Annotated in this window: 22 protein-coding genes and 1 rRNA gene; 18 read left to right on the forward strand and 5 right to left on the reverse strand. The window is 67.5% G+C overall.

The annotated features are described in order from the left end of the window. Nucleotides 1-38: 38 nt before the first annotated feature. The 4 genes from K6V06_RS19200 (at nucleotide 39) to K6V06_RS19215 (ending at nucleotide 5,782) form a co-directional block, all read left to right on the forward strand. Nucleotides 39-566 (forward strand): (2Fe-2S)-binding protein, encoded by a 528-nt coding sequence (locus K6V06_RS19200; protein WP_222245731.1) that lies wholly within the window; start codon nucleotides 39-41, stop codon nucleotides 564-566. Then, complete coding sequence (locus K6V06_RS19205) at nucleotides 563-3,439, forward strand: cytochrome c (protein WP_222245732.1); 2,877 nt, start codon at nucleotides 563-565, stop codon at nucleotides 3,437-3,439. Before K6V06_RS19200 ends, K6V06_RS19205 begins: the two co-directional genes overlap by 4 nt. A gap of 397 nt (nucleotides 3,440-3,836) precedes the next feature. Continuing rightward, nucleotides 3,837-5,216, forward strand: coding sequence for an MFS transporter (locus K6V06_RS19210; RefSeq protein ID WP_222245733.1), 1,380 nt, complete (start codon nucleotides 3,837-3,839; stop codon nucleotides 5,214-5,216). Between the two features lie 131 nt (nucleotides 5,217-5,347). Continuing rightward, nucleotides 5,348-5,782: a MarR family winged helix-turn-helix transcriptional regulator gene (locus K6V06_RS19215; RefSeq protein ID WP_222245734.1), complete on the forward strand. Its 435-nt coding sequence runs from the start codon at nucleotides 5,348-5,350 to the stop codon at nucleotides 5,780-5,782. 24 nt (nucleotides 5,783-5,806) lie between these two features. Here the strand turns inward: K6V06_RS19215 and K6V06_RS19220 are convergent, their stop codons facing one another. Together K6V06_RS19220 and K6V06_RS19225 are read right to left on the reverse strand one after the other, a co-directional pair. Beyond that, nucleotides 5,807-7,285, reverse strand: a complete 1,479-nt coding sequence (locus K6V06_RS19220; RefSeq protein WP_222245735.1) for a SulP family inorganic anion transporter — start codon at nucleotides 7,283-7,285, stop codon at nucleotides 5,807-5,809. Nucleotides 7,286-7,521: 236 nt separating this feature from the next. After that, nucleotides 7,522-8,385 carry a metal-dependent hydrolase gene (locus tag K6V06_RS19225; protein WP_222245736.1) on the reverse strand — a complete coding sequence of 288 codons (864 nt, stop codon included), beginning with the start codon at nucleotides 8,383-8,385 and terminating at the stop codon, nucleotides 7,522-7,524. Nucleotides 8,386-8,523: 138 nt separating this feature from the next. Between K6V06_RS19225 and K6V06_RS19230 the strand changes: the two genes are divergently transcribed. Beyond that, entirely contained in the window at nucleotides 8,524-9,198 is a 675-nt protein-coding gene (locus K6V06_RS19230; protein ID WP_222245737.1) for a TetR/AcrR family transcriptional regulator, read from the forward strand. A gap of 48 nt (nucleotides 9,199-9,246) precedes the next feature. On the opposite strand, the gene K6V06_RS19235 is transcribed toward K6V06_RS19230, so the two are convergent. After that, nucleotides 9,247-10,311 carry a VWA domain-containing protein gene (locus tag K6V06_RS19235; protein WP_222245738.1) on the reverse strand — a complete coding sequence of 355 codons (1,065 nt, stop codon included), beginning with the start codon at nucleotides 10,309-10,311 and terminating at the stop codon, nucleotides 9,247-9,249. A gap of 74 nt (nucleotides 10,312-10,385) precedes the next feature. On the opposite strand from K6V06_RS19235, the gene K6V06_RS19240 reads away from it, so the two are divergent. The 7 genes from K6V06_RS19240 (at nucleotide 10,386) to K6V06_RS19270 (ending at nucleotide 17,593) form a co-directional block, all read left to right on the forward strand. Further along, the gene (locus tag K6V06_RS19240; protein WP_222245739.1) at nucleotides 10,386-11,303 is read left to right on the forward strand and encodes a S1C family serine protease; all 918 of its coding nucleotides are present in this window, start codon (nucleotides 10,386-10,388) and stop codon (nucleotides 11,301-11,303) included. A gap of 13 nt (nucleotides 11,304-11,316) precedes the next feature. Continuing rightward, nucleotides 11,317-12,330: a MoxR family ATPase gene (locus tag K6V06_RS19245; protein WP_222245740.1), complete on the forward strand. Its 1,014-nt coding sequence runs from the start codon at nucleotides 11,317-11,319 to the stop codon at nucleotides 12,328-12,330. Continuing rightward, a complete protein-coding gene (locus K6V06_RS19250; protein WP_222245741.1) occupies nucleotides 12,308-13,324 on the forward strand; it encodes a DUF58 domain-containing protein in 1,017 nt (338 codons plus the stop codon). Before K6V06_RS19245 ends, K6V06_RS19250 begins: the two co-directional genes overlap by 23 nt. Then, nucleotides 13,321-14,421, forward strand: coding sequence for a VWA domain-containing protein (locus K6V06_RS19255; RefSeq protein WP_222245742.1), 1,101 nt, complete (start codon nucleotides 13,321-13,323; stop codon nucleotides 14,419-14,421). Before K6V06_RS19250 ends, K6V06_RS19255 begins: the two co-directional genes overlap by 4 nt. Nucleotides 14,422-14,570: 149 nt before the next feature. Beyond that, the gene (locus K6V06_RS19260; RefSeq protein WP_222245743.1) at nucleotides 14,571-14,987 is read left to right on the forward strand and encodes a hypothetical protein; all 417 of its coding nucleotides are present in this window, start codon (nucleotides 14,571-14,573) and stop codon (nucleotides 14,985-14,987) included. Between the two features lie 173 nt (nucleotides 14,988-15,160). Further along, nucleotides 15,161-15,322: a hypothetical protein gene (locus K6V06_RS19265; RefSeq protein WP_222245744.1), complete on the forward strand. Its 162-nt coding sequence runs from the start codon at nucleotides 15,161-15,163 to the stop codon at nucleotides 15,320-15,322. A gap of 33 nt (nucleotides 15,323-15,355) precedes the next feature. Continuing rightward, on the forward strand, nucleotides 15,356-17,593 hold the full coding sequence (locus K6V06_RS19270) for a phosphocholine-specific phospholipase C (protein WP_222245745.1): 2,238 nt from the start codon (nucleotides 15,356-15,358) through the stop codon (nucleotides 17,591-17,593). A gap of 75 nt (nucleotides 17,594-17,668) precedes the next feature. Here the strand turns inward: K6V06_RS19270 and K6V06_RS19275 are convergent, their stop codons facing one another. Beyond that, nucleotides 17,669-19,039, reverse strand: coding sequence for an Nramp family divalent metal transporter (locus K6V06_RS19275; RefSeq protein WP_222245746.1), 1,371 nt, complete (start codon nucleotides 19,037-19,039; stop codon nucleotides 17,669-17,671). 51 nt (nucleotides 19,040-19,090) lie between these two features. On the opposite strand from K6V06_RS19275, the gene K6V06_RS19280 reads away from it, so the two are divergent. From K6V06_RS19280 to K6V06_RS19305, 6 genes are all read left to right on the forward strand, one after another. Continuing rightward, nucleotides 19,091-20,437, forward strand: a complete 1,347-nt coding sequence (locus K6V06_RS19280; protein ID WP_370637510.1) for an RNA polymerase sigma factor — start codon at nucleotides 19,091-19,093, stop codon at nucleotides 20,435-20,437. A gap of 121 nt (nucleotides 20,438-20,558) precedes the next feature. Then, nucleotides 20,559-20,966: a YciI family protein gene (locus tag K6V06_RS19285; protein WP_222245747.1), complete on the forward strand. Its 408-nt coding sequence runs from the start codon at nucleotides 20,559-20,561 to the stop codon at nucleotides 20,964-20,966. Between the two features lie 142 nt (nucleotides 20,967-21,108). Then, on the forward strand, nucleotides 21,109-21,483 hold the full coding sequence (locus K6V06_RS19290) for a YciI family protein (protein WP_222245748.1): 375 nt from the start codon (nucleotides 21,109-21,111) through the stop codon (nucleotides 21,481-21,483). 94 nt (nucleotides 21,484-21,577) lie between these two features. Then, on the forward strand, nucleotides 21,578-22,033 hold the full coding sequence (locus K6V06_RS19295) for a nuclear transport factor 2 family protein (protein ID WP_222245749.1): 456 nt from the start codon (nucleotides 21,578-21,580) through the stop codon (nucleotides 22,031-22,033). Between the two features lie 25 nt (nucleotides 22,034-22,058). After that, the gene (locus K6V06_RS19300) at nucleotides 22,059-22,490 is read left to right on the forward strand and encodes a YciI family protein (protein ID WP_222245750.1); all 432 of its coding nucleotides are present in this window, start codon (nucleotides 22,059-22,061) and stop codon (nucleotides 22,488-22,490) included. Nucleotides 22,491-22,514: 24 nt separating this feature from the next. Continuing rightward, nucleotides 22,515-22,982 (forward strand): VOC family protein, encoded by a 468-nt coding sequence (locus K6V06_RS19305; protein ID WP_222245751.1) that lies wholly within the window; start codon nucleotides 22,515-22,517, stop codon nucleotides 22,980-22,982. A gap of 94 nt (nucleotides 22,983-23,076) precedes the next feature. Here K6V06_RS19305 and rrf read toward each other — a convergent pair. Further along, nucleotides 23,077-23,190 (reverse strand): 5S ribosomal RNA (gene rrf / locus K6V06_RS19310). Between the last annotated feature and the right edge of the window lie 7 nt (nucleotides 23,191-23,197).

The raw sequence follows: 23,197 nt of genomic DNA on the forward strand, positions 1-23,197 counted from the left end.
GCCCGCCTCGATCTGCCACCAACGCCCCAAGACTCCGGATGGCCACGCCCCGCTCCCTCGTGTTGCGTGTAAACCGGCAGACGCATGTCCTCAGCGTCGACCCGGCAACACCGTTGCTGTACATCCTGCGCAATGATCTGGCCTGCAACGGTCCGAAGTACGGCTGCGGGCTGGGCCAGTGCGGCGCCTGCACGGTCCTGATCGACGGCGTGGCAGCACGCTCGTGCATCGTGCCGACGGCCGCCGCCGTCGGCAGAGCGGTGACGACCCTGGAAGGACTGGGCACCCGCGAGGCGCTGGACCCCGTGCAGCAGGCTTTCATCGACGAACAGGCGGCGCAATGCGGCTATTGCCTGAACGGCATGATCCTCAGCACCAAGGCCCTGCTAGCGGCAAATCCCGCCCCATCCGAAGCGCAGATCCGCGAGGCGCTGCGTTTCAATCTCTGTCGCTGCGGCACCCATGTCGAGATCCTGCGCGCCGTGCAGCGCGCCGCGGTGCTGCAACGGGAAGCGGTCGGGGCCGGCAGCGCCGATGGTGCCGATCGCTTCGATAGCGCGTCATGAACGCCCCGCTGCAACGGCCTCCGTTTGGCGTACCGGCCAGCACGCTGATCGGCAAGGCGGTTCGACCCGGCACCGGCATGGCACGGCTGCTTCGCTTCGATGCCGAGGCTGCCCGTGCATGCGAGGGCGTGGTCGACGTCGTCGTCAGAGGCAATTTTCTTGCGGTAGTTGCAGCGCAGCCGCAGCAGCTGGCACAAGCGCTGGTCGCGCTGCGGCCGCAATGGGAGAGTGGGTCTCGGGCGCCGGCGCCCGCCGCGCCTCCTGTTGCGCGCGCCGGGCACGGCAACGCGACAGAAGCACTGCAGGACAACCCCCACCGGGTGGACACGGTCTACCGCTGGCCGTTGACCAGCCTGCGCGCCAACGCCTGTGGCAGCGCGATCGCCGACTGGCGCGATGGCGAGCTGCACCTGTGGGTTGCCTGTAACCAGCCTGCCGCATTGCGGCTCGAGCTGGCCGCACTGCTGAAGATCTGCCAGGAATCCATCGTCATCGTTGCCGACAGCGTGCCCCCCGGCGAGCATGACGCGCTGTGCGCTCGACAGGCGGCCGCCGATGCCGCGCTGATCGCGCAGGCGACGGGCCGGTGCGTCCGCACGACGGTCGATGCCGCGGACCTGGGCGACCCCCGCCCGCGCCTGACCCTGGAAGTCAGTGCCGCCATCGCACCGGAGCCGGTCTATCGTATTGCGACAGCGGCAAGCCCCGCAACGCGCGTGCCGTTTGCGCTGGACGAAACCGGTACCGCCACGCCGTATGCAGACGTGCCCGACATCGGTGCAACCCTGGTACCGCCTTACGCCGTCGACCATCTCGACGTGGCGGTATCCGGCCCAGACCAGATCCCGCCCGAGATCGCGGCGCGCGGCCATGTCTTCGCGCACGAGTCGCATCTGGACGAACTGGCGGCACGCTCGGACATGGACCCGGTCGCCCTGCGCAAGCGCTGGCTTGACGACGCGAAAGGCGCCGCGCTGATCGATCGCGTCGCTGCGCAAGCGGCGTGGGAAGGCCCGCTGAAGAGCCATGCAGAGCCCGGCCGAGGTGTTCGACGCGGCCGTGGCTTCGCCTACGCCAGCGTGCTGGACATCGAGAACGGCAGCCCTGCCCGCACCTGGTCCGCCTGGGTCGCCGATGTCGAGGTGGACAGCCGCACCGGCGACATCAGCATCACCCGGGTCACGGTCGGTCATGACCGGGAAGACATGGGCGCAGCCGTACGCCCTGCGCCGCCCCTGTCCGACGAGGTGGTCGCGATGACACGGCGCCTGACCGCCGCTGGCGGGCATTACGACGACTGGGGCGACGGCGGGCCGGCTCCGGACACCCATGCACTACAACCGGTGTCCTCCCAGCGGGCGCTCGCCACGCCGTCGCAGGTCGACATCGTCGGCGCGCTTGCCGGCGGGCCAGCTGTCACGCTACCCGCTGCCGCGGCCGTCGCCAATGCGATCTACGATGCCACCGGCATCCGCCTGCGCGAGCCGCCGTTCAGCGCAGGACGGCTACGCGAAGCGCTGGGTGCCGCGCCCGCACGCGCGGCAGACCAAGCGGACCCCGCCACTATCAAGCCCCGGCGGCGCCGCTGGGTGGCAGCCCTCGCCCCGCTGACCGCGCTGGCGGGGCTTTGCGCGACCCTGATGCCGTGGCGCGCACCGATCGCGCCGGTCGCACCGCTGGAACCCGGTTTCTATTCGGCGGCCACCATCGAACGCGGCCGTCTGGTGGCGGCCGCCGGCGACTGCGCCGTCTGCCATACCGCACCGGGCGGCGCCCGCAATGCCGGCGGCCTTGCGCTGGAAACGCCGTTCGGTACGGTCTACAGCACCAATATCACGCCCGACCCCGACACGGGTATCGGGAACTGGTCGTACCCCGCATTCGAGCGGGCCATGCGCGAAGGCATCCATCGGGATGGGCGCCGGCTCTATCCGGCGTTTCCCTTCACCGCCTTCGCCAAGGTCAGCGATGCCGACATGCAGGCGCTCTATGCCTACCTGATGGCGGCCGAGCCGGTAATGTCGCGGCCGCCCCAGACCGCGCTGGCATTCCCGTTCAACCTCCGGCCGCTGCTGGCAGGCTGGAATGCACTGTTTCACCGTAATGCCCCCTTCGAGCCCGATCCGCAGCGCTCGCCGCAGTGGAACCGCGGTGCGTATCTTGTCGAAGGACTGGGCCATTGCAGCGCCTGCCACTCGCCACGCAACGCGCTGGGCGCCGAACGCGGCGGCAAGTCGTATCTGACCGGCGGCATGGCGGAAGGCTGGGAGGCGCCGGCGCTCACGGCCCTGTCGAGGGCACCGGTACCGTGGACCGAGCAGGATCTGTTCGACTATCTGCGCACCGGGTTCGCCGCCCGACACGGTGCAGCCGCGGGCCCGATGGCGCCGGTCGTGGAGAGCCTGCGGGAACTGCCGGAAGACGATGTACGGGCAATCGCGCACTATGTCGCCTCCCTGAGTCCGCCCCCTTCCCCTGATGTGCCGGAAAGGCGCGTCGAGGAGGTCGAGGCCCGCAGCGCCGCGGCCGCACTCCGATTGTCCGGGAGCACGGACCGGCTGTACCAGGCCGCCTGCGCGGTTTGCCACCAGGCCGATGCCGGAGTGCCGCAGTTCGGTGTCAAGCCGTCGCTTGCGCTCAACACCAACTTGCACAGCGTCCGGCCGGACAACGTCATCCAGGCGGTGCTGCATGGCGTCAGCGCACCCCCGCATGCCGGCATCGGCTACATGCCGGGGTTCGCCGACAGTCTGGACGATGCGCAGGTAACCCAGCTCGTGCACTACCTGCGCGCACGCTTCGCCCCCGATGAGCCGGCATGGGAAGGGGTTGACGCAGCCGTAGCCCGCATACGCAAGTCCGCTTCGCATTAGCGCCGCAGTGGTGGGCAGCGTCCGGGCGAAAGGGTTAACGCTCGGTTTATTTGTAGCGTAGACGCTGTAATATCGATTGACAGGACGCGCCCGCGATGGAAGTGGAGCAGCACGTCGATGTCGCGGCGAAAACCGTGCATAAAGCGGTTTCGATGCCTCAAACAAGGGCATCAGTCCTTCTTCCATGAACGGATCTGGTGCTCGCAGCAACGCGCAGAACGCAGCGAACACACTATATCGAGGATTCGCAATGGCACGGATCCTGCGAACAAGAACCTGACACAAGGTCGCATGCAGCCTCACCACCACCCGTGCTTGCGCGTTGATTTCGACAAGGCGCAAGACCCGTTGTCACGCCACGATTCATTGTCCTAGACCTGCCAAGCGGAGTTCGGTTATGTCAACGCCCCCGATCGCTCAAGTCCTGCCATCGCTGGACACGCCCCCCATCCAGCGCGCCCCGTCATCGACGCCGATTTCCCTCGAGCAGGGGATTCAAGCGGCCGGTGTCGGCAAGTTCCAGTATCGGCTGTTCGTGATCTTTGGGCTGGTCTGGCTGGCCGACGCGATGCAGGTGCTTTCGATCGGCTTCAGCGCGCCATCGATCGCCAAGACCTTCGGCGTAACCGTGCCACAGGCGTTGCAGACCGGCACCTTCTTCTTCGTCGGCATGCTGATCGGCGCCTTCGTGTTCGGCAGGTTGGCCGACCGCATCGGCAGGCGACCCGTGCTGATGATGGCGGTGGTGATCGACGCGGTGTGCGGTGTGGCATCTGCCTTCGCACCCGAACTGGTCTGGCTGCTCGCGCTGCGCTTCCTCACCGGCGTCGGCGTCGGCGGCACGCTGCCCGTCGACTACACCATGATGGCCGAGTTCCTGCCCAGCGACCGGCGGGGACGGTGGCTGGTGCTGCTCGAATCGTTCTGGGCTGTCGGCACGATCTGCCTGGCGCTGCTGGCGCTCGTCGCGGCGTCCTACGGCGACGACGCCTGGCGAGTGATCTTCTTCGTCACCGGCGTGCCGGCGCTGATCGGCGTGGTGCTGCGGTTCTATATTCCCGAATCGCCGATGTTCCTGAATCGAAGCGGAAAGTCGGAGAAGGCCCGCGAAGTCCTCGAGCGCGTGGCCGCTGCCAACGGCAAGACCGTCGGCATCCCGCCATTGAAGGCAGAACGCTTCGAGCACAAGTCCGTCTTCGCCATCTTCTCGGCCGACTATCGCCGGCGCAGCATTGCATTGCTCGCCGCCTGGGCGCTGATCTCCATTGCCTACTACGGCGTCTTCGTCTATCTGCCGATCAGGCTGAGCAGCGAGGGGTTCTCGTTCATGCGCGGACAGGTGTTCCTGGTCATCCTCGCGCTGGTACAGCTTCCCGGCTTCGCGTTGTCCGCCTATGGCGTGGAGCGCTGGGGGCGCAAGCCGACGCTGATCGGCTTCCTGTTGCTGAGCGCGGTGGGCTGCCTGCTGTACAGCCTCGGCACCGCGCCGGCCCTGGTCGTCGGTTCCACCTTGCTGATGAGCTTCGCCCTGCTCGGTACCTGGGGAGCGCTGTACGCTTTCACGCCGGAGGTCTATCCAACCGACCTGCGAGCGACCGGCATGGGCACGGCGGGCGCCATCGCGCGCTTTGGCGGACTGTTCGCACCCGCCATCATCGCCCCGGTGATGAGCACCCATTTCACCACCGCCATCGTGATGATCTCCAGCATGCTGGTGGCAGGCGCCGTGGCCATTGCCGCGGTGAACGTCGAATCGCGCAACCGGGCACTGGATTGAGTGGCCCAGCCAGCGCCGCGTGCGGGGGCGAGAGCCTGCCGTCTCCCGCACAGCGGCCGCCGGATGCGCAACCCGGCCACGATGGGCGGTCAGGCGGTAAACTGTCCCATTTCCCCGACAGCAAGCTGCATATGTCCGCTTCCGGCGACGTCTACGATTTCCACGATCAGATCGGCCATCTGTTGCGGCGCGCCTACCAGCGGCATGTCGCGATCTTCCAGGAGTCCATCCCCGACTCCGACCTGACGGCCGCCCAGTTCGTCACCCTGTGCGCCGTCAAGGAGATGGAAGGCTGCTCGCTCAATGACATCGTCAAGGCGACGGCCATCGATCAGGCGACCATTCGCGGCGTCATCGAGCGCCTGAAAGCGCGCGGCTTCCTCGCCGTTGCCGCCGACCCGAACGACCGAAGAAAGCTGATCGTCAGGATGACGAGCAAGGGTCTCGCCCTGGTGGACAAGACCATCCCCTTCGCCAAGGCGGTGACGGAGGCCACATTCGGCGACCTGAACGAGGCGGAGCGAGTCGCCCTTCTCTTCCTGCTGCGCAAGATGCTGTCGATGTAGCGCCGTCGGGACGGTCTCCCCGCGTCAGTGCCCCGTCAGCAGGTCCGGCGCGCCGTCCTTGTCGTGGACCCCGAACTTGTCCACCATCGTGGCGCTGGCCTCGTTCAGCCCGATCACCTCCACCTCGGCGCCGGCACGGCGGAACCTGGTCACCACCTTGTCCAGCGCGCCGATCGCGGTGATATCCCAGAAGTGGGCACGGCTCACGTCGATGCGCACCGTGCCGATGGCCTCCCTGTAGTCGAACGCGTTGGCAAAGCGCGCGGCGGAAGCAAAGAACACCTGGCCGGCGACGGTGTAGACGCGCACGCCCGCTTCGTCGTCGATGCTGGAACTGACGCGCAGGATCTGCCCCACCTTGTGGGCGAAGAAGACGCCCGACAGCAGCACGCCGGCGAGCACGCCGCGCGCCAGGTCGTGCGTGGCGACGACCACCACCACCGTGGTCAGCATCACCGCGCTGGAGCTCTTCGGATGATGGCGCAGATCGCGGATCGACGACCAGCTGAAGGTGCCGATCGACACCATGATCATTACGGCCACCAGCGCGGCCATCGGAATGCGCGCGACCCAGTCGCCGGCGAAGACCACCATCACCAGCAGCAGCACGCCAGCGGCAAGTGTCGACAGTCGCCCACGTCCGCCCGACTTGGTATTGATGACCGATTGTCCGATCATCGCGCAGCCCGCCATGCCGCCGAGAAAACCGGTGACGACGTTGGCCACGCCCTGCCCCACGCATTCCCGGTTCTTGTCGCTGGAGGTGTCGGTCATGTCGTCGACGATGGAGGCGGTCATCATCGATTCGAGCAGGCCGACCACCGCCAGCGTCGCCGAGTACGGGAAGATGATCGCCAGCGTTTCCAGGTTCAGCGGCACGTCGGGCAGCAGAAAGACCGGCAGGCTGTCCGGCAGCTGCCCCATGTCGCCAACGGTACGGATGTCCAGGCCCAGGGTGATCGCAACAATCGTCAGCACGACAATGGCCACCAATGGCGAGGGCACGGCGCGGGTCACATAGGGGAACAGATAGATGATGGCCAGCCCGGCGGCCGTCATGGCATAGACATGCCAGCTGACGTTGGTCAGCTCCGGCAACTGGGCCATGAAGATCAGGATGGCCAATGCGTTGACGAAGCCGGTGATCACCGAGCGCGAGACGAAGCGCATCAACACCCCGAGGCGCAGCCAGCCGGCGACCACCTGCAGGACACCCGTCAGCACCGTAGCGGCAAGCAGGTACTGCAGCCCGTGCTCCTTGACCAGCGTCACCATCACCAGGGCCATGGCGCCAGTAGCGGCGGAGATCATGCCCGGCCGCCCACCGGCGAAGGCGATCACGGTGGCCATGCTGAAGGAAGCGTAGAGCCCGATCTTGGGGTCGACGCCCGCAATGATGGAAAACGCAATGGCCTCCGGAATCAGCGCGAGCGCGACGACGAGGCCCGCGAGCAGATCGTTGCGGACATTGGAAAGCCAATCCTGGCGAAGGGATTTGATCATGGGTGCTTCAGATGGAGGCCGCCAGGAGGAAGGCGGCGAACAAACGGGATGCGTCCCTGGACGTAGGGAACGAAAGGACGATCCCGATGCTGACGATGCGGGACCACAGGACGCGACAAATCGGACGTGCAGCCTCGCGCGAGAAAGAGGGGAACAACAGGAGAGCTCGCGGCGAGGAGGAGGCTTACACGGGTAGAACTCCGATCAGGGTCTTTCGGCTTGAAACGCCGCGCATTCTACCCGCGATGCTGCTGTGCAGCAAGACCGGTCTGGCCAGGTACCTGGCGCCCGACCGGCACATACTGCCGTTCGTTGGCTTCCAGCCACGCCGCCGACGCGGAGGCATCGTGCTGCGCCGGGTGGAAATCGCGCCGGAAGTAATCCCGCCAGGCGCCGAAGGTGTTGCGGATCAGCCCGTCCCGGCCAAACAGGAAACGCCCCGCCCCCGCCCAGGTACGCCATTGCCACAGCGTGCCGTCGCGACGCAGATTATCGAGGGTCTGCCGCAAGGCATCGAGCAGGAAGCCGTAGCTGACCCGGCGGAACCAGCGGATGCGCCATTCGTGCGAGCCGTCCAGCGCCTGATACAGGTCGAAGGCCACCGTGCGGTGCTCGGCTTCCTCGGCGCTGTGCCACAGCCATAGCGTCGCCAGACGCGGGTCCTGCTTGCCCAGCACGCCGGGATGTTCCAGCAGCCAGGTGGCGAAGATCGCGGTGAAGTGCTCGTAGGCCGCCGTGATCGCCAGCGGATGGCGCGGGTCCGCGCCCTCCAGCTGTTTCAGGCGCGCCTGGGAACGCGGCGCCCAACCATTGACCATGCCCAGCTGCGCGAGGTGGTCGTTGTAGAGCCCGTGCAGACGGCGGTGGGTCGCCTCCTGCCCGACGAAGCCCTGCACCTGCGCCTGGAACCGTTGCTGCGCCTGTTCCGGCAGCGCCTTGAAGCCGCCGCGCACGGCATCGATAAAGAACTGCTCGCCCACTGGAAAGCTCATCGACAGCGCGTTGAGGAACGCAGTGCGAAACGGATCGCCGTCGCACCAGTGGCGCGCAATCGGCGCTTCCATGTCGACCAGCAGGCGGCGGACGATCAGTTCGGACATTGGCGTCTCCTCGTGGAACCGGGCTTGAAACCGCTTGGTACGCGCCCGTACCAGCATGCCGCCAAGTTTGATAGGCATAATTGGTACTGTCAAGTACCAAACGTCCGCTGCCCGCTGCACACCCCTTCTCCATCCGCCATGCCCGAAAGCAACCTGAACTTCGCCCTGGATACGCTGCTGTCGGATGTGCAGCACGAGCATTACCGCCGCCTGGTGAAGGGGTTGGCGCAGGCCTTGTCAGCGAAGCCGTATGCCGACCTCACCATCACGGACATCGTGCGCGAGGCGGGCGTGTCGCGCCGCACCTTCTACGAGCACTTCGAAGGTAGAAGCGACTGCCTGCTGGCGCTCTACGCCGCGGCGAGCCGACAGGCGCTGCAGGCGCTGCGCGAGGCGATCGCCCCGGGCCGGCCCTGGCGGGAACAGGTAGAAAACGGGCTGCGGGCCTATCTGGGTCACCTTGGCGGCAATCCAACGCTGCTGCGCACCCTGCTGATCGAGATCTGGACGCTCGGCGACGCCGGCCTGTCCGTGCGGCGCGAGGTGAACCGGGAGATTGCCGCCTTCATCCAGCAGGCCGTACGTGGCGCGGGTGCCGAGCTGCCCTACCCGCTGGCGCTGGCAGTGGTTGGCGCGATCCACGAACTGATCCTGGAGCGGATCGAACCCGGCGCCGGCGCGCCGCTGGAGGCGCTGCTGCCGCACGTCACGGAACTGGTCTCGCGCGTGGCACAGGCCGGTGACTGCACCGGTCGTGAACCGGCAATGAACCCGTCGGCAACCGGCTCCGGCCTCCCGGCTGGCCCGACATGATGCGATGCTTCCGCGTGTCCAGCGCAGCCCGATTGCTCCGGGCGCTCGCTACCGGCGGAACCAGAGCATCGACAGTGCACACGCCGCCACCAGCAACAGCACCGACGCCGCAGCGAACAGGCCGCTCAGTTCGGTTTCCTTGCGCTCCAGCGCGAAGCGCGAGCTGAGCTTTCGATAGACCTGGCTCAGGTCGGCGGCCGATCCCGCCTGGAAGTATTCGCCGCCGGTCATCGTCGCCACCGCTCGCAGCGAGGGCTCGTCCAGCTGCATGTAGTAGGACAGCAGCGAGCCAGTGCCGTAGGTACCCTGCGGCGAACCGAACCCCACCGAGTAGACCCGCACGCCCCGTTTGGCAGCCATGCGCGCGGCATCCAGCGGATCGGGCCCGGAGGTACGACGCCCATCGCTGAGCAGGATCACCGCGCCGTGCCGGTAGGAACCCGGCTCGACCGCCGGGCGCTCCTGGGGCCGCTTGCGGCCGCCGTTCAGCGCGGCCGATTCGTCCAGCGGCCTGCCCTGCAGTTCGGTGCGTGCCGCGTCGTCCTGAAAAAGAATCGCCTCGAGGTCGATGCCGTCGTCGGGGAACAGCACCGCAAGCGCCTGGAACAGTCCGCTGCCCGTCGCGGTGCCGCGCTGCAGATGCAAGCGGTCCAGCGCGTCCAGCATGTCGCGCCGGTTGCTGGTCGGCGGCAGCACCACCGCCGCGGTGCCGGCGAAGGAGACGATCCCAAGGCGCACACTGGCCGGAAGATCGACGATCAGGTCGCGCGCGGCCTGTTGCGCGGCGGTCAGACGGTCGGGCTCGACATCGGTGGCTTCCATGCTGCGCGAGACGTCCATCGCCAGCACCAGCGTCAGCGTATCGCTGGGCAGCGTGACGGTCGCGCTTGGACGCGCACAGGCGAGCAGCGCGGTCCCCAGCGCGAGCAGCAACAGCAAGGGAGGAATATGCCTCCGGAGGCGCTGGCGCGGACCCAAGGCAGCACGAGGCAGGGCAAGACTGCCGTAGAGCAGCGCGGTTTTCTTGCGCCGCGAGATCACATAAAGGTAAGCAGCTGCCAGCAGTGGGAGCGCGAGCAGCAGCCAGAGCAATTGCGGCCAGAGAAACTGCATGCTCTGCTCCTTGGCCCATGGTTAAGAGGATGGTACTGTATTTTCCACGGCGGGACGCGAGCTCGGAGGCTGAGATGAAACGCGTGACGTTCTATGCATGGCTTTCGGCAGCGATCGCGCTGATCTTCGCGTTGGGGGTAGCGTCGGCGTTGCTGTTGCAACCGCCACCTCGCCCGCTGACGCAGAAGGACATCGACTCCGCCGTGCTGCACACGCTGCACACGAAGACCTTGCCGTCGCAGACCGCACGCGCCGCGGAGGTCATCCGCGAGTCGGTCGTCGAAGTGCGCAGCTTCTCCGCCGTGCAGGAGGCGATCGAGAAGGCGGCCGACGGCGCACCCGCCCCACCCGCCCCACCCGCCGCGCGACGCGACCGCCATCCACCCGCCAAGCCGCCCGACTCCCGTCAGTCCGGTCCGGCCAAGGATGCGCAAGCCAATGCGGAACTGGCCGAAGCACGCCATATCGGCTCCGGCGTGGTGGTCACCGAAAGCGGCATGGTCATCACCAGCCATCATGTCGTGGCCGGCGCCCATCGGCTGGAAGTGCGATTTCACGACGGCCACACCGCGCAAGCCGTCATGGTCCAGGCCATTCCCGAACGGGACCTGGCCATCCTGCAGCCCGCTTCCATCCCCGACGACCTGCCGCCCGCCACGCTGGGATCGAGCCGCGACCTGGCGCCCGGCGCGGACGTGGTCGCGGTCGGCTTTCCCTTCGGCATCGGCCCGTCGGTGTCGGCCGGCGTGGTCTCCGGGCTGGACCGCCAGTTCGTGTCACCTGATACGCGCGAGAGCCTGGACCGCCTGATCCAGTTCGACGCAGCGGTCAATCCCGGCAACTCCGGCGGCCCGCTGATCAACATGAACGGCGAAGTGGTCGGCATCGTCACCGCCATTCTCAATCCGAGCCAAAGCGGCACCTTCGTCGGCATCGGCTTTGCCACCACCATCGAAAGCGTGGGCGGCTCCCTTGGTTTTTCACCCTTCTGAAGGCGACAGGCACATGAACGAGCAAACCTTCGGCGCAGCGGAAAGCGCCACCCTGATGGAGCGTCTGCTGTACGAGGTCAAGCGCGTGGTGGTCGGCCAGGATCACTTTCTGGAGCGGGTGCTGGTGGCGATCCTTGCCGGCGGCCACCTGCTGGTCGAAGGAGTGCCCGGCCTGGCCAAGACGCTGACGGTCAACACCCTGGCGCGCACCATGAGCGGCTCGTTCAAGCGCATCCAGTTCACCCCCGACCTGCTGCCCGCCGACCTGATCGGCACCCGCATGTACCACCAGGGCACCGGCGAATTCTCCACCGTGCTCGGACCGGTGTTCGCCAATCTGCTGCTGGCCGACGAGATCAACCGCGCCCCCGCCAAGGTGCAAAGTGCACTGCTCGAAGTGATGCAGGAAAAGCAGATCACGATCGCCGGCGAAACGCACCGGGTGCCGACGCCCTTCCTGGTGATGGCGACGCAAAATCCGATCGAGACCGAAGGCACCTACCCGCTGCCCGAGGCGCAGGTGGATCGCTTCATGATGAAGGTGCTGGTCGGCTATCCCAGCGAGGAAGAGGAAGTCGTGATCGTCAACCGGGTGACGGGGCCGCGCATCAGCGTGCGCCCGATCGCCACGCCGGTGCAGCTGACCGGGCTCCAGGAGGAGTGCCGCGCCGTCTATGTGGACCCGGGCCTGATCCAGTACGCGGTGCGCGTGGTCGCCGCTACGCGCAAGCCAGGCAACTACGGCCTGGCGGAGCTGGACCGTTTCGTCGCGTTTGGGGCCAGTCCGCGCGCGACCATCGGCCTGATCGAAGGGGCGCGTGCGCTGGCCTACCTGCGCGGGCGCCACTACGCGGTGCCGGAGGATGTCACGGACCTGGTGCCCGATGTGCTGCGCCACCGGCTGGCGCTGTCGTACGAGGCGCTGTCCGAAGGCGTCAACCCGGACCAGCTGATCGCCCGCATCCTGCAGGCGCTGCCGGTGCCCGAACGTCCGCTGGAATCCCATGTTCGGCCGGCTGCGCGCTAGGCGCCGCGACGGCGGCGGCACCGCCGAACCGCCCCCGCCAGCGGCCGGGGGCGCGGCATCGCTCGCCCCTGCCGGGGCCACGGGCCGCACTGACGCGCTGCTGCGCCGCCTCGAATGGACAGTGGTGCGGCGGCTCGACGGCCTGCTGCAGGGTGATTACCGCACGCTGTTCCGCGGCTTCGGGCTCGATCTGGCGGACCTGCGCGAGTACAACCCGGGCGATGACGTGCGGCACATCGACTGGAACGTCACCGCGCGGCTGCAGACGCCGCACGTGCGCGAGTTCCAGGAGGACCGGGAGGTCAGCGTGTGGTTCGTGCTGGATCTGAGCGGATCGATCGACTTCGGCTCCGGGGACGTGCGCAAGCGCGACTTGCTCGGCGACTTCACCACGGTGCTGGCGCTGCTGCTGACGCGCTACGGCAACCGCGTCGGCGCGCTGCTCTACAACGGCGCAAGCGGCATCACCGCATCGGTGGTACCTGCCCGTTCGGGACGGCGCCAGATGCTGCATCTGTTGCAGCGAATGACCGCGACACCGGCCGCCTCGCCCGGCAGCACACGCTTGCGGGACCTGCTCGAGCGTGCCCGCGCGGTGGCGCGGCGCCGCTCGGTGCTCTTCGTCGTCTCCGATTTCATCAGCGAGCCCGGGTGGGAAGCCTCGCTCGCGCTGCTGGCGCGCCGGCATGAAGTCGTCGCGGTGCGGCTGGTCGATCCCCTGGAGCAGGCGCTGCCCGACCTCGGGCTGGTCGTGATGCAGGATGCGGAAACGGGAGAGCAGATGGTCGTCGACACCCATGACCGCGCCTTCAGGCAGCGCTTCGCCGCCGCCGCGCAGGCACGGGAAAGCAGTCTGCAGCAGGCCTTCGCGCAAGCCGGCGTCGATTGCCTGACGCTGCGCACCGATGCGCGGCTGGACCTCGCGCTGCTGGACTTCACGCGCCGGCGGCGCGGGCGCCGCGGCGGGCGCGACCCGGCCAGGGGGGCAGCATGACCGAAGCGCTCGAACGCCTGCCCGTCTTCGGCTTTCTCTGGCCCGCCATGCTGTGGCTGCTCGCGCTCGTGGTGTTGCTCGCGTTCGGCTACGTCTGGCTGGACCTGCGTCGTCGCCGGGTCACCGCCAGTTACCCGGCCCTGAAGACCGTGGGGCCGGCCAACCGCGCCGGCAGCGGCTGGCGCAGGCACGTGCCGCCGGTTCTGATGGGGCTGGCGTTGACCGCGCTGATCGTCGCCATCGCCCGGCCGCAGGCCATGCTGAAGATCCCGTCGCGCATCGAGACGGTGATCCTGGTGCTCGACCTGTCCGGCAGCATGCGCGCGCAGGACGTGCAGCCCAGCCGCATCATGGCCGCCAAGGAGGCCGCCAAGATCCTGGTCAAGTCGCAGCCCTCGGGCGTCAGCACCGGCGTGGTGGCGATGGCCGGTACCGCCGCCCTGGCTCAGGCGCCGGTGCGCAGCAAGGAAGACGTCGCCACCGCGATCGACCGCCTGCAGGTCCAGGGCGGCACCGCGCTTGGCAACGGGATGCTGGTCGCGCTGACCGCGCTGTTGCCCCACACCACCGTGGAGGCGGAGCGGCTGATGAACAGCGATACCGGATCGACGCCCGAGCGGCGCTCGCAACCGAACCCGAACGCGGGCCCGCCCCCCGGCCTCGCGGTACCGGACAGCGGCGAGACGGCAACGCCCGGCTCGTACCGCGCGGGTGCCATCGTGCTGTTCTCGGACGGGGAAAGCAACGCCGGGCCCACGGCGCTGCAGGCGGCGCAGCTGGCGGCCACGCATGGCGTGCGCGTCTACACGGTTGGGGTGGGCACACCGGAAGGCGTGGTGCTGTCGGCCGATGGCTGGTCGTCGCGGGTCAAGCTGGACGAGCAGGTGCTGCGGCAGGTTGCCGATTCGACCGGCGCGGAGTACTTCCGGCTGGAGGATGCGGCCGAGCTGAAGAAGCTCTATCGCGCGCTGCGTGCGCGTCTCGCCTTCGGCAAACCGGACCAGGTCGAAGTGACCGCCTTCTTTGCGGCTGCGGGCGCGCTGCTCGCCACGCTCGCCGCACTGCTGTCGCTTTGGTGGCACGGCCGAGTGCTATAGGGCCGGTTTGCTCAGGTTTGCTCCCCTCTCCGCCGCGCGAAAGAGGGGCCGGGGAAAGAGGGCAGCGAGCGCCTGCAGCGCAAGCCCATGCGCCAACGCCCTCCTACAATACTCCGAAGCCACCTTCCGCTTCCGCCCAAGGAGTTGCAATGCCGCACCGCCTGCTGGTCCGTACTGGCGACAGGATTCGCCGCTCGCTGCCCCTGCTCCCTGCCCTGGCCGCCTTTGCCCTCCCCGCGCCTGCCGCCGCCTATTTCGACAGCTACCTGTCGACCACCATCATCGGCACACTGACCCCCGTGCAGGCCCGGTCGTTCTCCGACGCGGTCGGCCGCACGCTGGTCAAGACGGAAGACGGGGCATCGCAACGGTGGCAGTCGCCCGCCGGCGAGAAAGGACAGCCGGTGCAAGCGACGCTGACGCCCGTCAGAAGCAAGACCGACAAGGGACAGGAATGCCGGCAGATCCGCGGACAGCTGCGCCGCGGCACGTCCTCCGAGCAATGGATGGCGTGGTTCTGCAAGCAGCCGGACGGCAAGTGGAAGTCGCGCGAAGTCACCGAATAGCCGTCGTCGCTTGCGCTCCGGCCTCGGCCGCGCGGTCACATCTCGTTACCATTAAGTCACCTGAACGGCCGCTTCCGGGCGGCCGTCGTCACGCACTCGTCATGCCTGGTGCTTAGCCTTGCGGGGTTTTTCAGCGGGGAATGTCCCCGACCCCCAACGCGAGCCCAGTCCCCATGCACACAGCAAGTCTGACGAAGGCGCTGCTGGTCGTCTGCCTGACGACCGTGGCCCTCGCCGCCTGCGGCGGCAACGACGACGAACCGGTCGTCACGCCCCAGCCGCCGGCCGACCCCACCCCCGCGCCCGCCAAGCCCGAGCTGCGCTGCGCGCCGTAAGCGCCGCCGTTTCCGAAACCGTTCCGACACCCTATGACCTCCCGCCGCAAGTTCCTGCAAGCGAGCGCCGGCGCCGGCCTGTCCGCCGCCATGCTCGCCGCGTTCCCTCCCAGCATTCGCCGTGCGCTGGCCATCCCGGCCAACAATGCCACCGGCACCATCATGGATGTCCAGCACGTCGTCATCCTGATGCAGGAGAACCGTTCCTTCGACCAGTATTTTGGCACGCTGCGCGGCGTGCGCGGATTCGGCGACCGCTTCACCATCCCGATGCCGAACGGCCGCAAGGTCTGGCAGCAGGAGCGCAAGGATGGCAGCGTGATCACGCCCTACCATCTGGACGGCACGGCCAACAATGCGCAGCGCGTCGCCGGCACGCCGCACTCGTGGGTCGACAGCCAGCAGGCATGGGACCACGGCCGCATGTCACGCTGGCCGGTCGCCAAGACCGATACCTCGATGGGCTACTACCGCGAACAGGAAATCCCTTTCCAGTTCGCGCTGGCCAACGCCTTCACGGTCTGCGACGCCTATCACTGCTCGATGCACACCGGCACGGATGCCAACCGCGCCTTCTTCCTGACCGGTACCAACGGTCCGGTCCCCCAGAACGTCGCCTTCGTCAACAACGAGTGGGATGCGATCAACGGCGTGCCGTCGGACGCCAACATCGGCTACACCTGGAAGACCTATGCCGAGCGCCTTGAAGAGGCGGGGGTGAACTGGATCTGCTACCAGAACATGCCGGACGAATGGGGCGACAACATGCTGGGCGCGTTCCAGACGTTCCGCCGCGCCAACCTGGCCTCGGGCTTTCCGGTTTCCAGCGGCGGTGCCCCCGGCAAGCCTTACAGCGACACCGGACAGCCGCTGCCCTACCACGCCTACGATGCGGCGACGGACAACCCGGGCAACCCGCTCTACAAGGGCATCGCCAACACCTTGCCCGGCGAGCAGCCCGACCAGTATCTCGACGCGTTCCGCCGCGACGTGCTCGAAGGCCGGCTGCCGCAGGTATCGTGGATCAACGCCCCGTCGATCTACTGCGAGCACCCCGGCCCGTCCAGTCCGGTGCAGGGCGCGTGGTTCCTGCAGGAAGTCCTCGATGCGCTGACCGCCAATCCCGAGGTCTGGAGCAAGACCGTGCTGCTGGTCAACTTCGACGAGAATGACGGCTACTTCGACCATATGCCCTCGCCGTCGGCACCCTCGCGCACCGCGAACGGCAGCTACCTCGGCAAGACCACGCTGAACGAAGCCGACCTGGCCGCGGAGTACTTCACGCAGCCGGCGCCAGAGGGCAGCAGGACGCAGCCGGCCCCTGACGGCAACGTCTTTGGCCCGGGTCCGCGCGTCCCCATGTACGTCATCTCGCCCTGGAGCCGCGGTGGCTGGGTCAATTCGCAGGTGTTCGACCACACCTCGGTGCTGCGCTTCCTCGAAGCACGCTTCGGCGTGCAGGAGCCCAACATCAGCCCGTTCCGCCGCGCCGTCTGCGGCGACCTGACCAGTGCCTTCAATTTCCGCACGCCGAACGTGGAGGCGCTGGAGACGCTGTCGGGACGGACCACCAGATCGGCTGCCGATACCTTGCGGGCCGAACAGCAGAAGCTGCCAGCGGTGCCGGTGCCGCGCGACATGCGCTTGCCGTTGCAGGCCCCGGGTACCCGCCCCTCCCGCGCCCTGCCTTACGAGCTGCATACCAGCGCGCGCTGCCATGCCAACGGCCAGGTAGAGCTGCTGTTCGCCAATACCGGCAACCACGCCGCGGTCTTCCACGTCTACGACTGCTACCAGCTGGATCGCATTCCCCGCCGCTACATGGTCGAAGCAGGCAAGACGCTGTCCGATGTCTGGAATGCCGGACTCGACAACTTCGGCCGCTACGATCTGTGGGTGCTGGGCCCCAACGGCTTTCACCGCCATTTCAAGGGGGACACCAGCCGACTGGGGGCGACGCAGGCGGCGCCGGAAATCCGGGTTTGCTACGACATCGCCAATGGCGACGTCTACGTCGACCTGCTGAACCCGGGCACCGCCGCGTGCCGCTTCACCATTGCGCCGCTCGCATACCGCGGCGATGGCCCGTGGGAACACGAGGTCGGGGCCAGCGCCTCGGTGTCGCAACACTGGGCGTTGCGTGACAGCGGGCAGTGGTACGACTTTGCGGTGACCAGCAGCAGCGACCCCACCTTCTACCGGCGCTTCGCCGGACGCGTGGAAACGGGCCAGCATACGGTCAGCGATCCGGCGATGGGACAGACTGCCTGACGCTGCACCGATGTCCCGTCGAAACCGGCGCGGGGACCCCCGCCTCCCCGCGCCGGTTTTTCCTTGCGACCTGCCTCAGCCAGCGCCCAATACCAGCGCCACCAGCGTCATGTTCATGCCGATGATCAGCGTCACCGCGATGCAGGCCAGCACGGTGACCAGCCGGCCGTTTACGTAGTCGCCCATCACGCTGCGTCGGCTCGTCAGCCAGATCAGCGGGACCACGGCGAACGGCAATTGCAGGCTCAGGATCACCTGACTGAGCACCAGCAGCTTGCCGATGCCACTCTCGCCATAGGCGAGCGCGACGAACATCGCCGGAATCACCGCCACCCCGCGCGTCAGCAGGCGGCGTGCCCATGGCGGCAGGCGCAACCGCACGAAGCCCTCCATCACGATCTGCCCGGCCAGCGTCGCCGTCACGGCCGAGCTCTGGCCGGACGCCAGCAGCGCCACGCCGAACAGCACGCTGGCCAGCGCCGTGCCGGTCAGCGGGCCCAGCAGCTGGTAGGCTTCGCGCAGATCGGCCACTTCCTGCAGCCCTTCGGTATGGAAGGCGGCGCCGGCGGTGATCAGGATCGCCGCGTTGATGAAGAAGGCCAGCACCAGCGCGATCATGATGTCGGCGGTGTAGTAGCGTAGCCGCGTCGCCTTGTCCTCGCTCGCGCTGGCCAGCCGCTGCGGACCGACCATCGACGAATGCAGGTACAGGTTGTGCGGCATCACCGTGGCCCCGATGATGCCGATGGCGATGTAGAGCATGTCCACGTCGACCACCAGGCGTCGCTGCGGGATGAAGCCGCGTACCACCTCGCTCCACTGCGGCTGCACCAGCACCAGGTTGATGGCGAAACACAGGAAGACCACCGCCAGCAGCGCGATCACCACCGCCTCCAGCTGACGGTAGCCACGCTGCTGCAAGGCGAGGATCAGCAGCACGTCGAGCACGGTCAGCGCCACGCCCCAGGACAACGGAATGCCGAACAGCAGGTTCAGCGCGATGGCCGTGCCGATGACCTCGGCCAGATCGGTCGCGCAGATGGCCAGTTCGCACAGCACCCATTGGGCGAAGGCCGACTTCCGTCCCGAATTGCGCCGGCATGCCTGCGCCAGGTCCATGCCGGTGATGACCCCCAGCCGGACCGCCAGGGTCTGCAGCAGCATGGCGATCAGGCTCGAGACCAGCACGATCCATAGCAGCGAATAGCCATACCCGGACCCCGCGGCGAGATCGGTGGCCCAATTGCCCGGATCCATATATCCAACCGCCACAAGGTAGCCCGGCCCAAGGAACGCCAGCAGCCGGCGCCAGCGGACGCGGCCTGCACCCGGTGGGCGCCGTCCCAGGGACGGCTCGTCATGGGCCGGGGCAGCGGCGGCGGTCTGCGATAGCTCGGGAGGCGGCGGCAAATCGTGCTCCAGACAGGTGGCATGCCCCCGAAGCATGACTTGTGCCGGGGGAAGGCTTGCCACTGCAGGCGACCCGCTGCAGAATCGGTGGCTTCTACCATCGCCGCCGTACCGCTGGCCCTTTCCGGTTCCATGTCAGGTTCGTCCTCGCCCTTCGCCGCTCCCGACGTGCAGCCCCTGCCGCACGATGGGGATGCCGCGGCCGCCGCCACGGTCGAGGCCGTCTATCGCGCGGAATCCCGGCGCGTACTGGCAACCCTGATCCGTCTGCTGGGCGACTTCGACCTCGCCGAGGAAGCCCTGCACGAAGCCTTCAGGGCCGCGCTGGAGCAATGGCCCCGCGATGGCGTGCCCGAGAACGCCCGCGCATGGCTGGTGTCCGCTGGCCGCTTCAAGGCCATCGACGGCATCCGGCGACAGGCACGCTTTCGGCCGCTGGACGATTTTGCCGAGCAGATCGAGGCAATACCGGACGAAAGTGCCGACCGCGCCTTCGACGATGACACGCTGGAAGACGACCGGCTGCGCCTGATATTTACCTGCTGCCACCCGGCACTGTCTTCCGACGCCCAGGTCGCGCTGACCCTGCGCGAGGTTTGCGGGCTCGCCACCGAGGACATCGCGCGCGCCTTCCTCGCCGCTGCGCCAACCCTCGCCCAGCGCATCGTCCGCGCCAAGAACAAGATCCGCGATGCACGTATCCCCTATCAGGTGCCGGGGCGCGAGGAACTGCCGCAGCGGCTCGAGAACGTGCTGCGGGTGATCTATCTGGTCTTCAACGAGGGATACAGCCCCGCCGCCGGCGAAGCGGTGACCCGCCACGACCTGTCTGGCGAAGCCATCCGGCTGGCACGCCTGCTGCTGGAGCTGCTGCCCGAGCCGGAGGTCATGGGACTGCTGGGGCTGATGCTGCTGCACGAGTCCCGGCGGGCAGCGCGCACCAACGCGGCCGGGGAGCTGGTCGTGCTGGAGGATCAGGACCGGACCCACTGGGACCGGACCCTGATCGCCGAAGGCACCGCGCTGGTCGAGCGCGCGCTGTCCTCCCGCCGCTTCGGCCCCTACAGCCTGCAGGCGGCGATCTCGGCCATCCACGCGGAAGCGCCGCGCGCGCAGGACACCGACTGGCCGCAGATCGTCGCGCTGTACGAGATGTTGCTGCGGATGCAGCCCTCGCCGGTGGTCGAGCTGAACCGGGCCGTGGCGATCGCCATGTCGCAGGGCCACGAGACCGGCCTGGCGCTGATCGACGGCATCCTGCAGCGAGGCGAGCTTGCCGACTACTATCTGGCCCATGCCGCCCGCGCGGACCTGTGCCGCCGGCTTGGCCGGCATGCCGAGGCCCGGGCTTCGTATCTGCGCGTGCTCGAACTGGTGCGGCAGGAGCCCGAACGCCGGTATATCGAGCGCCGCCTTGCTTCCCTGAGCCTGTAGCAAGACCCGGCGGGCACCACAAAGCGCGCCGCCCGCGCGGGCTGCTGTCGAAATGCGGCGCGCCCGTTCGACTACGACAAGGGGCCATCCCCCGCAACCGAACCCCTGACAGGAGACGTCGATGAAATACCTGTGCCTGATCTATTACCAGGAGAAGGAAGTCTATGGCATGTCGCCGCAGGACTGGAACGCGCTGGTCAATGACTGCGTTCAATACGGCGAGCGTATACGCGGCAGCGGGCATTTCATCTCCGGACAGCCGCTGGAACCGGTCGAGACGGCGAAGACCGTGCGCGTGCGGGATGGCAAGGTCGCCGTCACCGACGGCCCGTTCGCGGAGACCAAGGAGCAGTTGGCCGGCTTCTACCTGCTGGAGGCGGCCGACCTGAACGAGGCGGTCCAGGTCGCCTCGCATATCCCGCCTGCGCGCCTGGGCAGCATCGAGATCCGCCCGGTGCGCGAGCTTCCCGATATGGCGCAAGCCGCCGCCAGCGCCGCCCGTCCCGCCGACCTGCACTCCATGGGCTAGCGCCGCCACCGATCTTGCCCGCCGACCGGCAAGGTCCCGAAAAATAATTTTTCCTGCGACGTCGATTCGCTGTCGAAATCGCCGGGCCCCAATCGATCAGGTAACAGATACCGAGGCAACACCGATCGAAAGGAGCCTGGCGATGAAGTATCTGTGCCTGATCTACGCCTGCGAGCAGACCTTGCGCTGCATGCCTGGGCTGGAACTGCAGAGAATCGTGGACGAATGCCACGCCTACCAGGCGCGGCTGCAGGCGGCTGGCCACTACCTCGCCGGCGCGGCGCTGGAGAGCGTGGAAACGGCAACCACCTTGCGCGTACGCGCCGGGCGCGTCGGTATCGCCGACGGCCCCTTCGCCCAGACGGCCGAGCAATTGGCCGGCTTCTACCTGATCGACGCCGACGGCCTGCATGAAGCACTGCATCTGGCCGCCGCCATCCCGGCCGCCCGCCTGGGCAGTGTCGAGGTGCGGCCGGTCCGATCGCTGGAAGCGCTCAGCGCCGCCGCCATCCCCTGACGGCACCCTCCGTATCCCTGCCCGCGGTCTTTCCGCGTCCGCAAGCCGGCGCGAGACGCCGCATCACCGTGAACCGACCAGAAGGAGATTTGCCATGCAATCGACGACGCAATCCGCAGACACCCAGCGCGACCACCAGGCGATCCGCGACATGCTGGAAGACTGGCGCCAGGCCTGCCTCACGCGAGACGTCGCGCGCGTGATGACCCACTACGCCAACGACATCGTCGCCTTCGATGCCATCGGCGCCTTGCAGTTCAAAGGCATCGAGGCCTATGGCGCCCACTACGCCGCCTGCATGCAGATGTGTCCTGGCGCGATGGTATTCGAGATCCACCAGCTGCAGTTGCACACCGAGAACCAGATTGGCTACGGCCACTATTTGCTGCGCTGCGGCCATCAGCAGGAAGACGGCAGCGAAGCGGCGTCATGGATGCGTGTCACGGTTGGACTGCGGCGCACCGACCAGGGCTGGAGGATCGCGCATGACCATTTCTCCGCCCCGTTCGATCCGGAAAGCGGCAAGACTGTCTTCGACCTGCAACCCTGAGCCGTCCGCCTCACAAGGAGCCAACATGCGGTTCATGATCATTGTCCGGGCGACCCAGTTGACCGAATCCGGCGCCATGCCCGATGCCGACGTTGTCGCCGACATGGCGGCCTATCATGAGGAACTGTCCCGTGCCGGCGTGCTGGTCGACGCCAGCGGCCTGCAGCCCAGCGCGAAGGGCTGGCGTATCCGCTACGGTACGGGACAGCCGTCGGTCATCGACGGACCGTTCGCGGAAACGAAGGAGCTGATCGCCGGCTTCACCCTGATCGAAGTCGGCTCGCGGCAGGAAGCGCTGGAGTGGACCCGCCGCTTCCCCAACCCGCGCACCGGCGAGGACTGCGAAGTGGAAGTGCGCCAGGTCTACGACCTGGACGATCTCCCGCCCAGCGAAGGCCTTGAACGCTTCCGGCAGCTGGACGCCATCCGGCAGGCCCCGACGCCACGCGCGGAATAACTGATCTACCAAGGAGAACCAACGATGACACAAGCCAACGTGAACCCGATCCCGGAAGGCATGCCGACGCTGACGCCCCATCTGATCTGCGCCAATGCGGTCGAGGCGATGGAGTTCTACAAGCGCGCATTCGGCGCCGAAGGATTGCACAAGATGACCATGCCGGACGGACGCCTGATGCACGGCATGATGCGTATCGGCAGTTCGCCCATCATGCTGGCCGAGGAGGTGCCGGAGTGGAATTCGTTCGGGCCGACCACGCTGAAAGGCTCGCCAGTCGTTCTGCATCTCTATGTGCCCGACGTCGATGCGGCCATCGAGCAGGCAAGGCATACCGGCGCCAAGGTCATCATGGCGGCGGCGGACATGTTCTGGGGCGACCGCTACGGACAAGTGCAGGACCCGTACGGCCACCGCTGGTCGCTGGCGACACATATCCGCGACGTATCGCCGGAAGAAATGGCGGAAGCGGCGCAGCACGGCTGCAACTGAAGCAGTCCCGCCGGTCGTTCAACGCGGATGTCCGGCTGGCGCCACAAAGCAAAACGCCCCAGACCGGATGGATCTGGGGCGTTTCTCGATAAGAGCCTGGCGATGACCTACTTTCACACGGGTAGTCCGCACTATCATCGGCGCGAAGTCGTTTCACGGTCCTGTTCGGGATGGGAAGGGGTGGTTCCGACTTGCTATGGTCACCAGGCATAAGG

Source organism: Cupriavidus sp. AU9028, assembly GCF_019795295.1.
In the GTDB taxonomy this organism is placed as follows: domain Bacteria; phylum Pseudomonadota; class Gammaproteobacteria; order Burkholderiales; family Burkholderiaceae; genus Cupriavidus.

Excerpts from the sequence above, each read along its gene's own strand:
- K6V06_RS19200 (WP_222245731.1), top strand. The coding sequence starts at position 39 with ATGGCCACGCCCCGCTCCCTCGTGTTGCGTGTAAACCGGCAGACGCAT.
- K6V06_RS19205 (WP_222245732.1), top strand. The coding sequence starts at position 563 with ATGAACGCCCCGCTGCAACGGCCTCCGTTTGGCGTACCGGCCAGCACG.
- K6V06_RS19210 (WP_222245733.1), top strand. The coding sequence starts at position 3,837 with ATGTCAACGCCCCCGATCGCTCAAGTCCTGCCATCGCTGGACACGCCC.
- K6V06_RS19215 (WP_222245734.1), top strand. The coding sequence starts at position 5,348 with ATGTCCGCTTCCGGCGACGTCTACGATTTCCACGATCAGATCGGCCAT.
- K6V06_RS19220 (WP_222245735.1), bottom strand. The coding sequence starts at position 7,285 with ATGATCAAATCCCTTCGCCAGGATTGGCTTTCCAATGTCCGCAACGAT.
- K6V06_RS19225 (WP_222245736.1), bottom strand. The coding sequence starts at position 8,385 with ATGTCCGAACTGATCGTCCGCCGCCTGCTGGTCGACATGGAAGCGCCG.
- K6V06_RS19230 (WP_222245737.1), top strand. The coding sequence starts at position 8,524 with ATGCCCGAAAGCAACCTGAACTTCGCCCTGGATACGCTGCTGTCGGAT.
- K6V06_RS19235 (WP_222245738.1), bottom strand. The coding sequence starts at position 10,311 with ATGCAGTTTCTCTGGCCGCAATTGCTCTGGCTGCTGCTCGCGCTCCCA.
- K6V06_RS19240 (WP_222245739.1), top strand. The coding sequence starts at position 10,386 with ATGAAACGCGTGACGTTCTATGCATGGCTTTCGGCAGCGATCGCGCTG.
- K6V06_RS19245 (WP_222245740.1), top strand. The coding sequence starts at position 11,317 with ATGAACGAGCAAACCTTCGGCGCAGCGGAAAGCGCCACCCTGATGGAG.
- K6V06_RS19250 (WP_222245741.1), top strand. The coding sequence starts at position 12,308 with ATGTTCGGCCGGCTGCGCGCTAGGCGCCGCGACGGCGGCGGCACCGCC.
- K6V06_RS19255 (WP_222245742.1), top strand. The coding sequence starts at position 13,321 with ATGACCGAAGCGCTCGAACGCCTGCCCGTCTTCGGCTTTCTCTGGCCC.
- K6V06_RS19260 (WP_222245743.1), top strand. The coding sequence starts at position 14,571 with ATGCCGCACCGCCTGCTGGTCCGTACTGGCGACAGGATTCGCCGCTCG.
- K6V06_RS19265 (WP_222245744.1), top strand. The coding sequence starts at position 15,161 with ATGCACACAGCAAGTCTGACGAAGGCGCTGCTGGTCGTCTGCCTGACG.
- K6V06_RS19270 (WP_222245745.1), top strand. The coding sequence starts at position 15,356 with ATGACCTCCCGCCGCAAGTTCCTGCAAGCGAGCGCCGGCGCCGGCCTG.
- K6V06_RS19275 (WP_222245746.1), bottom strand. The coding sequence starts at position 19,039 with ATGCTTCGGGGGCATGCCACCTGTCTGGAGCACGATTTGCCGCCGCCT.
- K6V06_RS19285 (WP_222245747.1), top strand. The coding sequence starts at position 20,559 with ATGAAATACCTGTGCCTGATCTATTACCAGGAGAAGGAAGTCTATGGC.
- K6V06_RS19290 (WP_222245748.1), top strand. The coding sequence starts at position 21,109 with ATGAAGTATCTGTGCCTGATCTACGCCTGCGAGCAGACCTTGCGCTGC.
- K6V06_RS19295 (WP_222245749.1), top strand. The coding sequence starts at position 21,578 with ATGCAATCGACGACGCAATCCGCAGACACCCAGCGCGACCACCAGGCG.
- K6V06_RS19300 (WP_222245750.1), top strand. The coding sequence starts at position 22,059 with ATGCGGTTCATGATCATTGTCCGGGCGACCCAGTTGACCGAATCCGGC.
- K6V06_RS19305 (WP_222245751.1), top strand. The coding sequence starts at position 22,515 with ATGACACAAGCCAACGTGAACCCGATCCCGGAAGGCATGCCGACGCTG.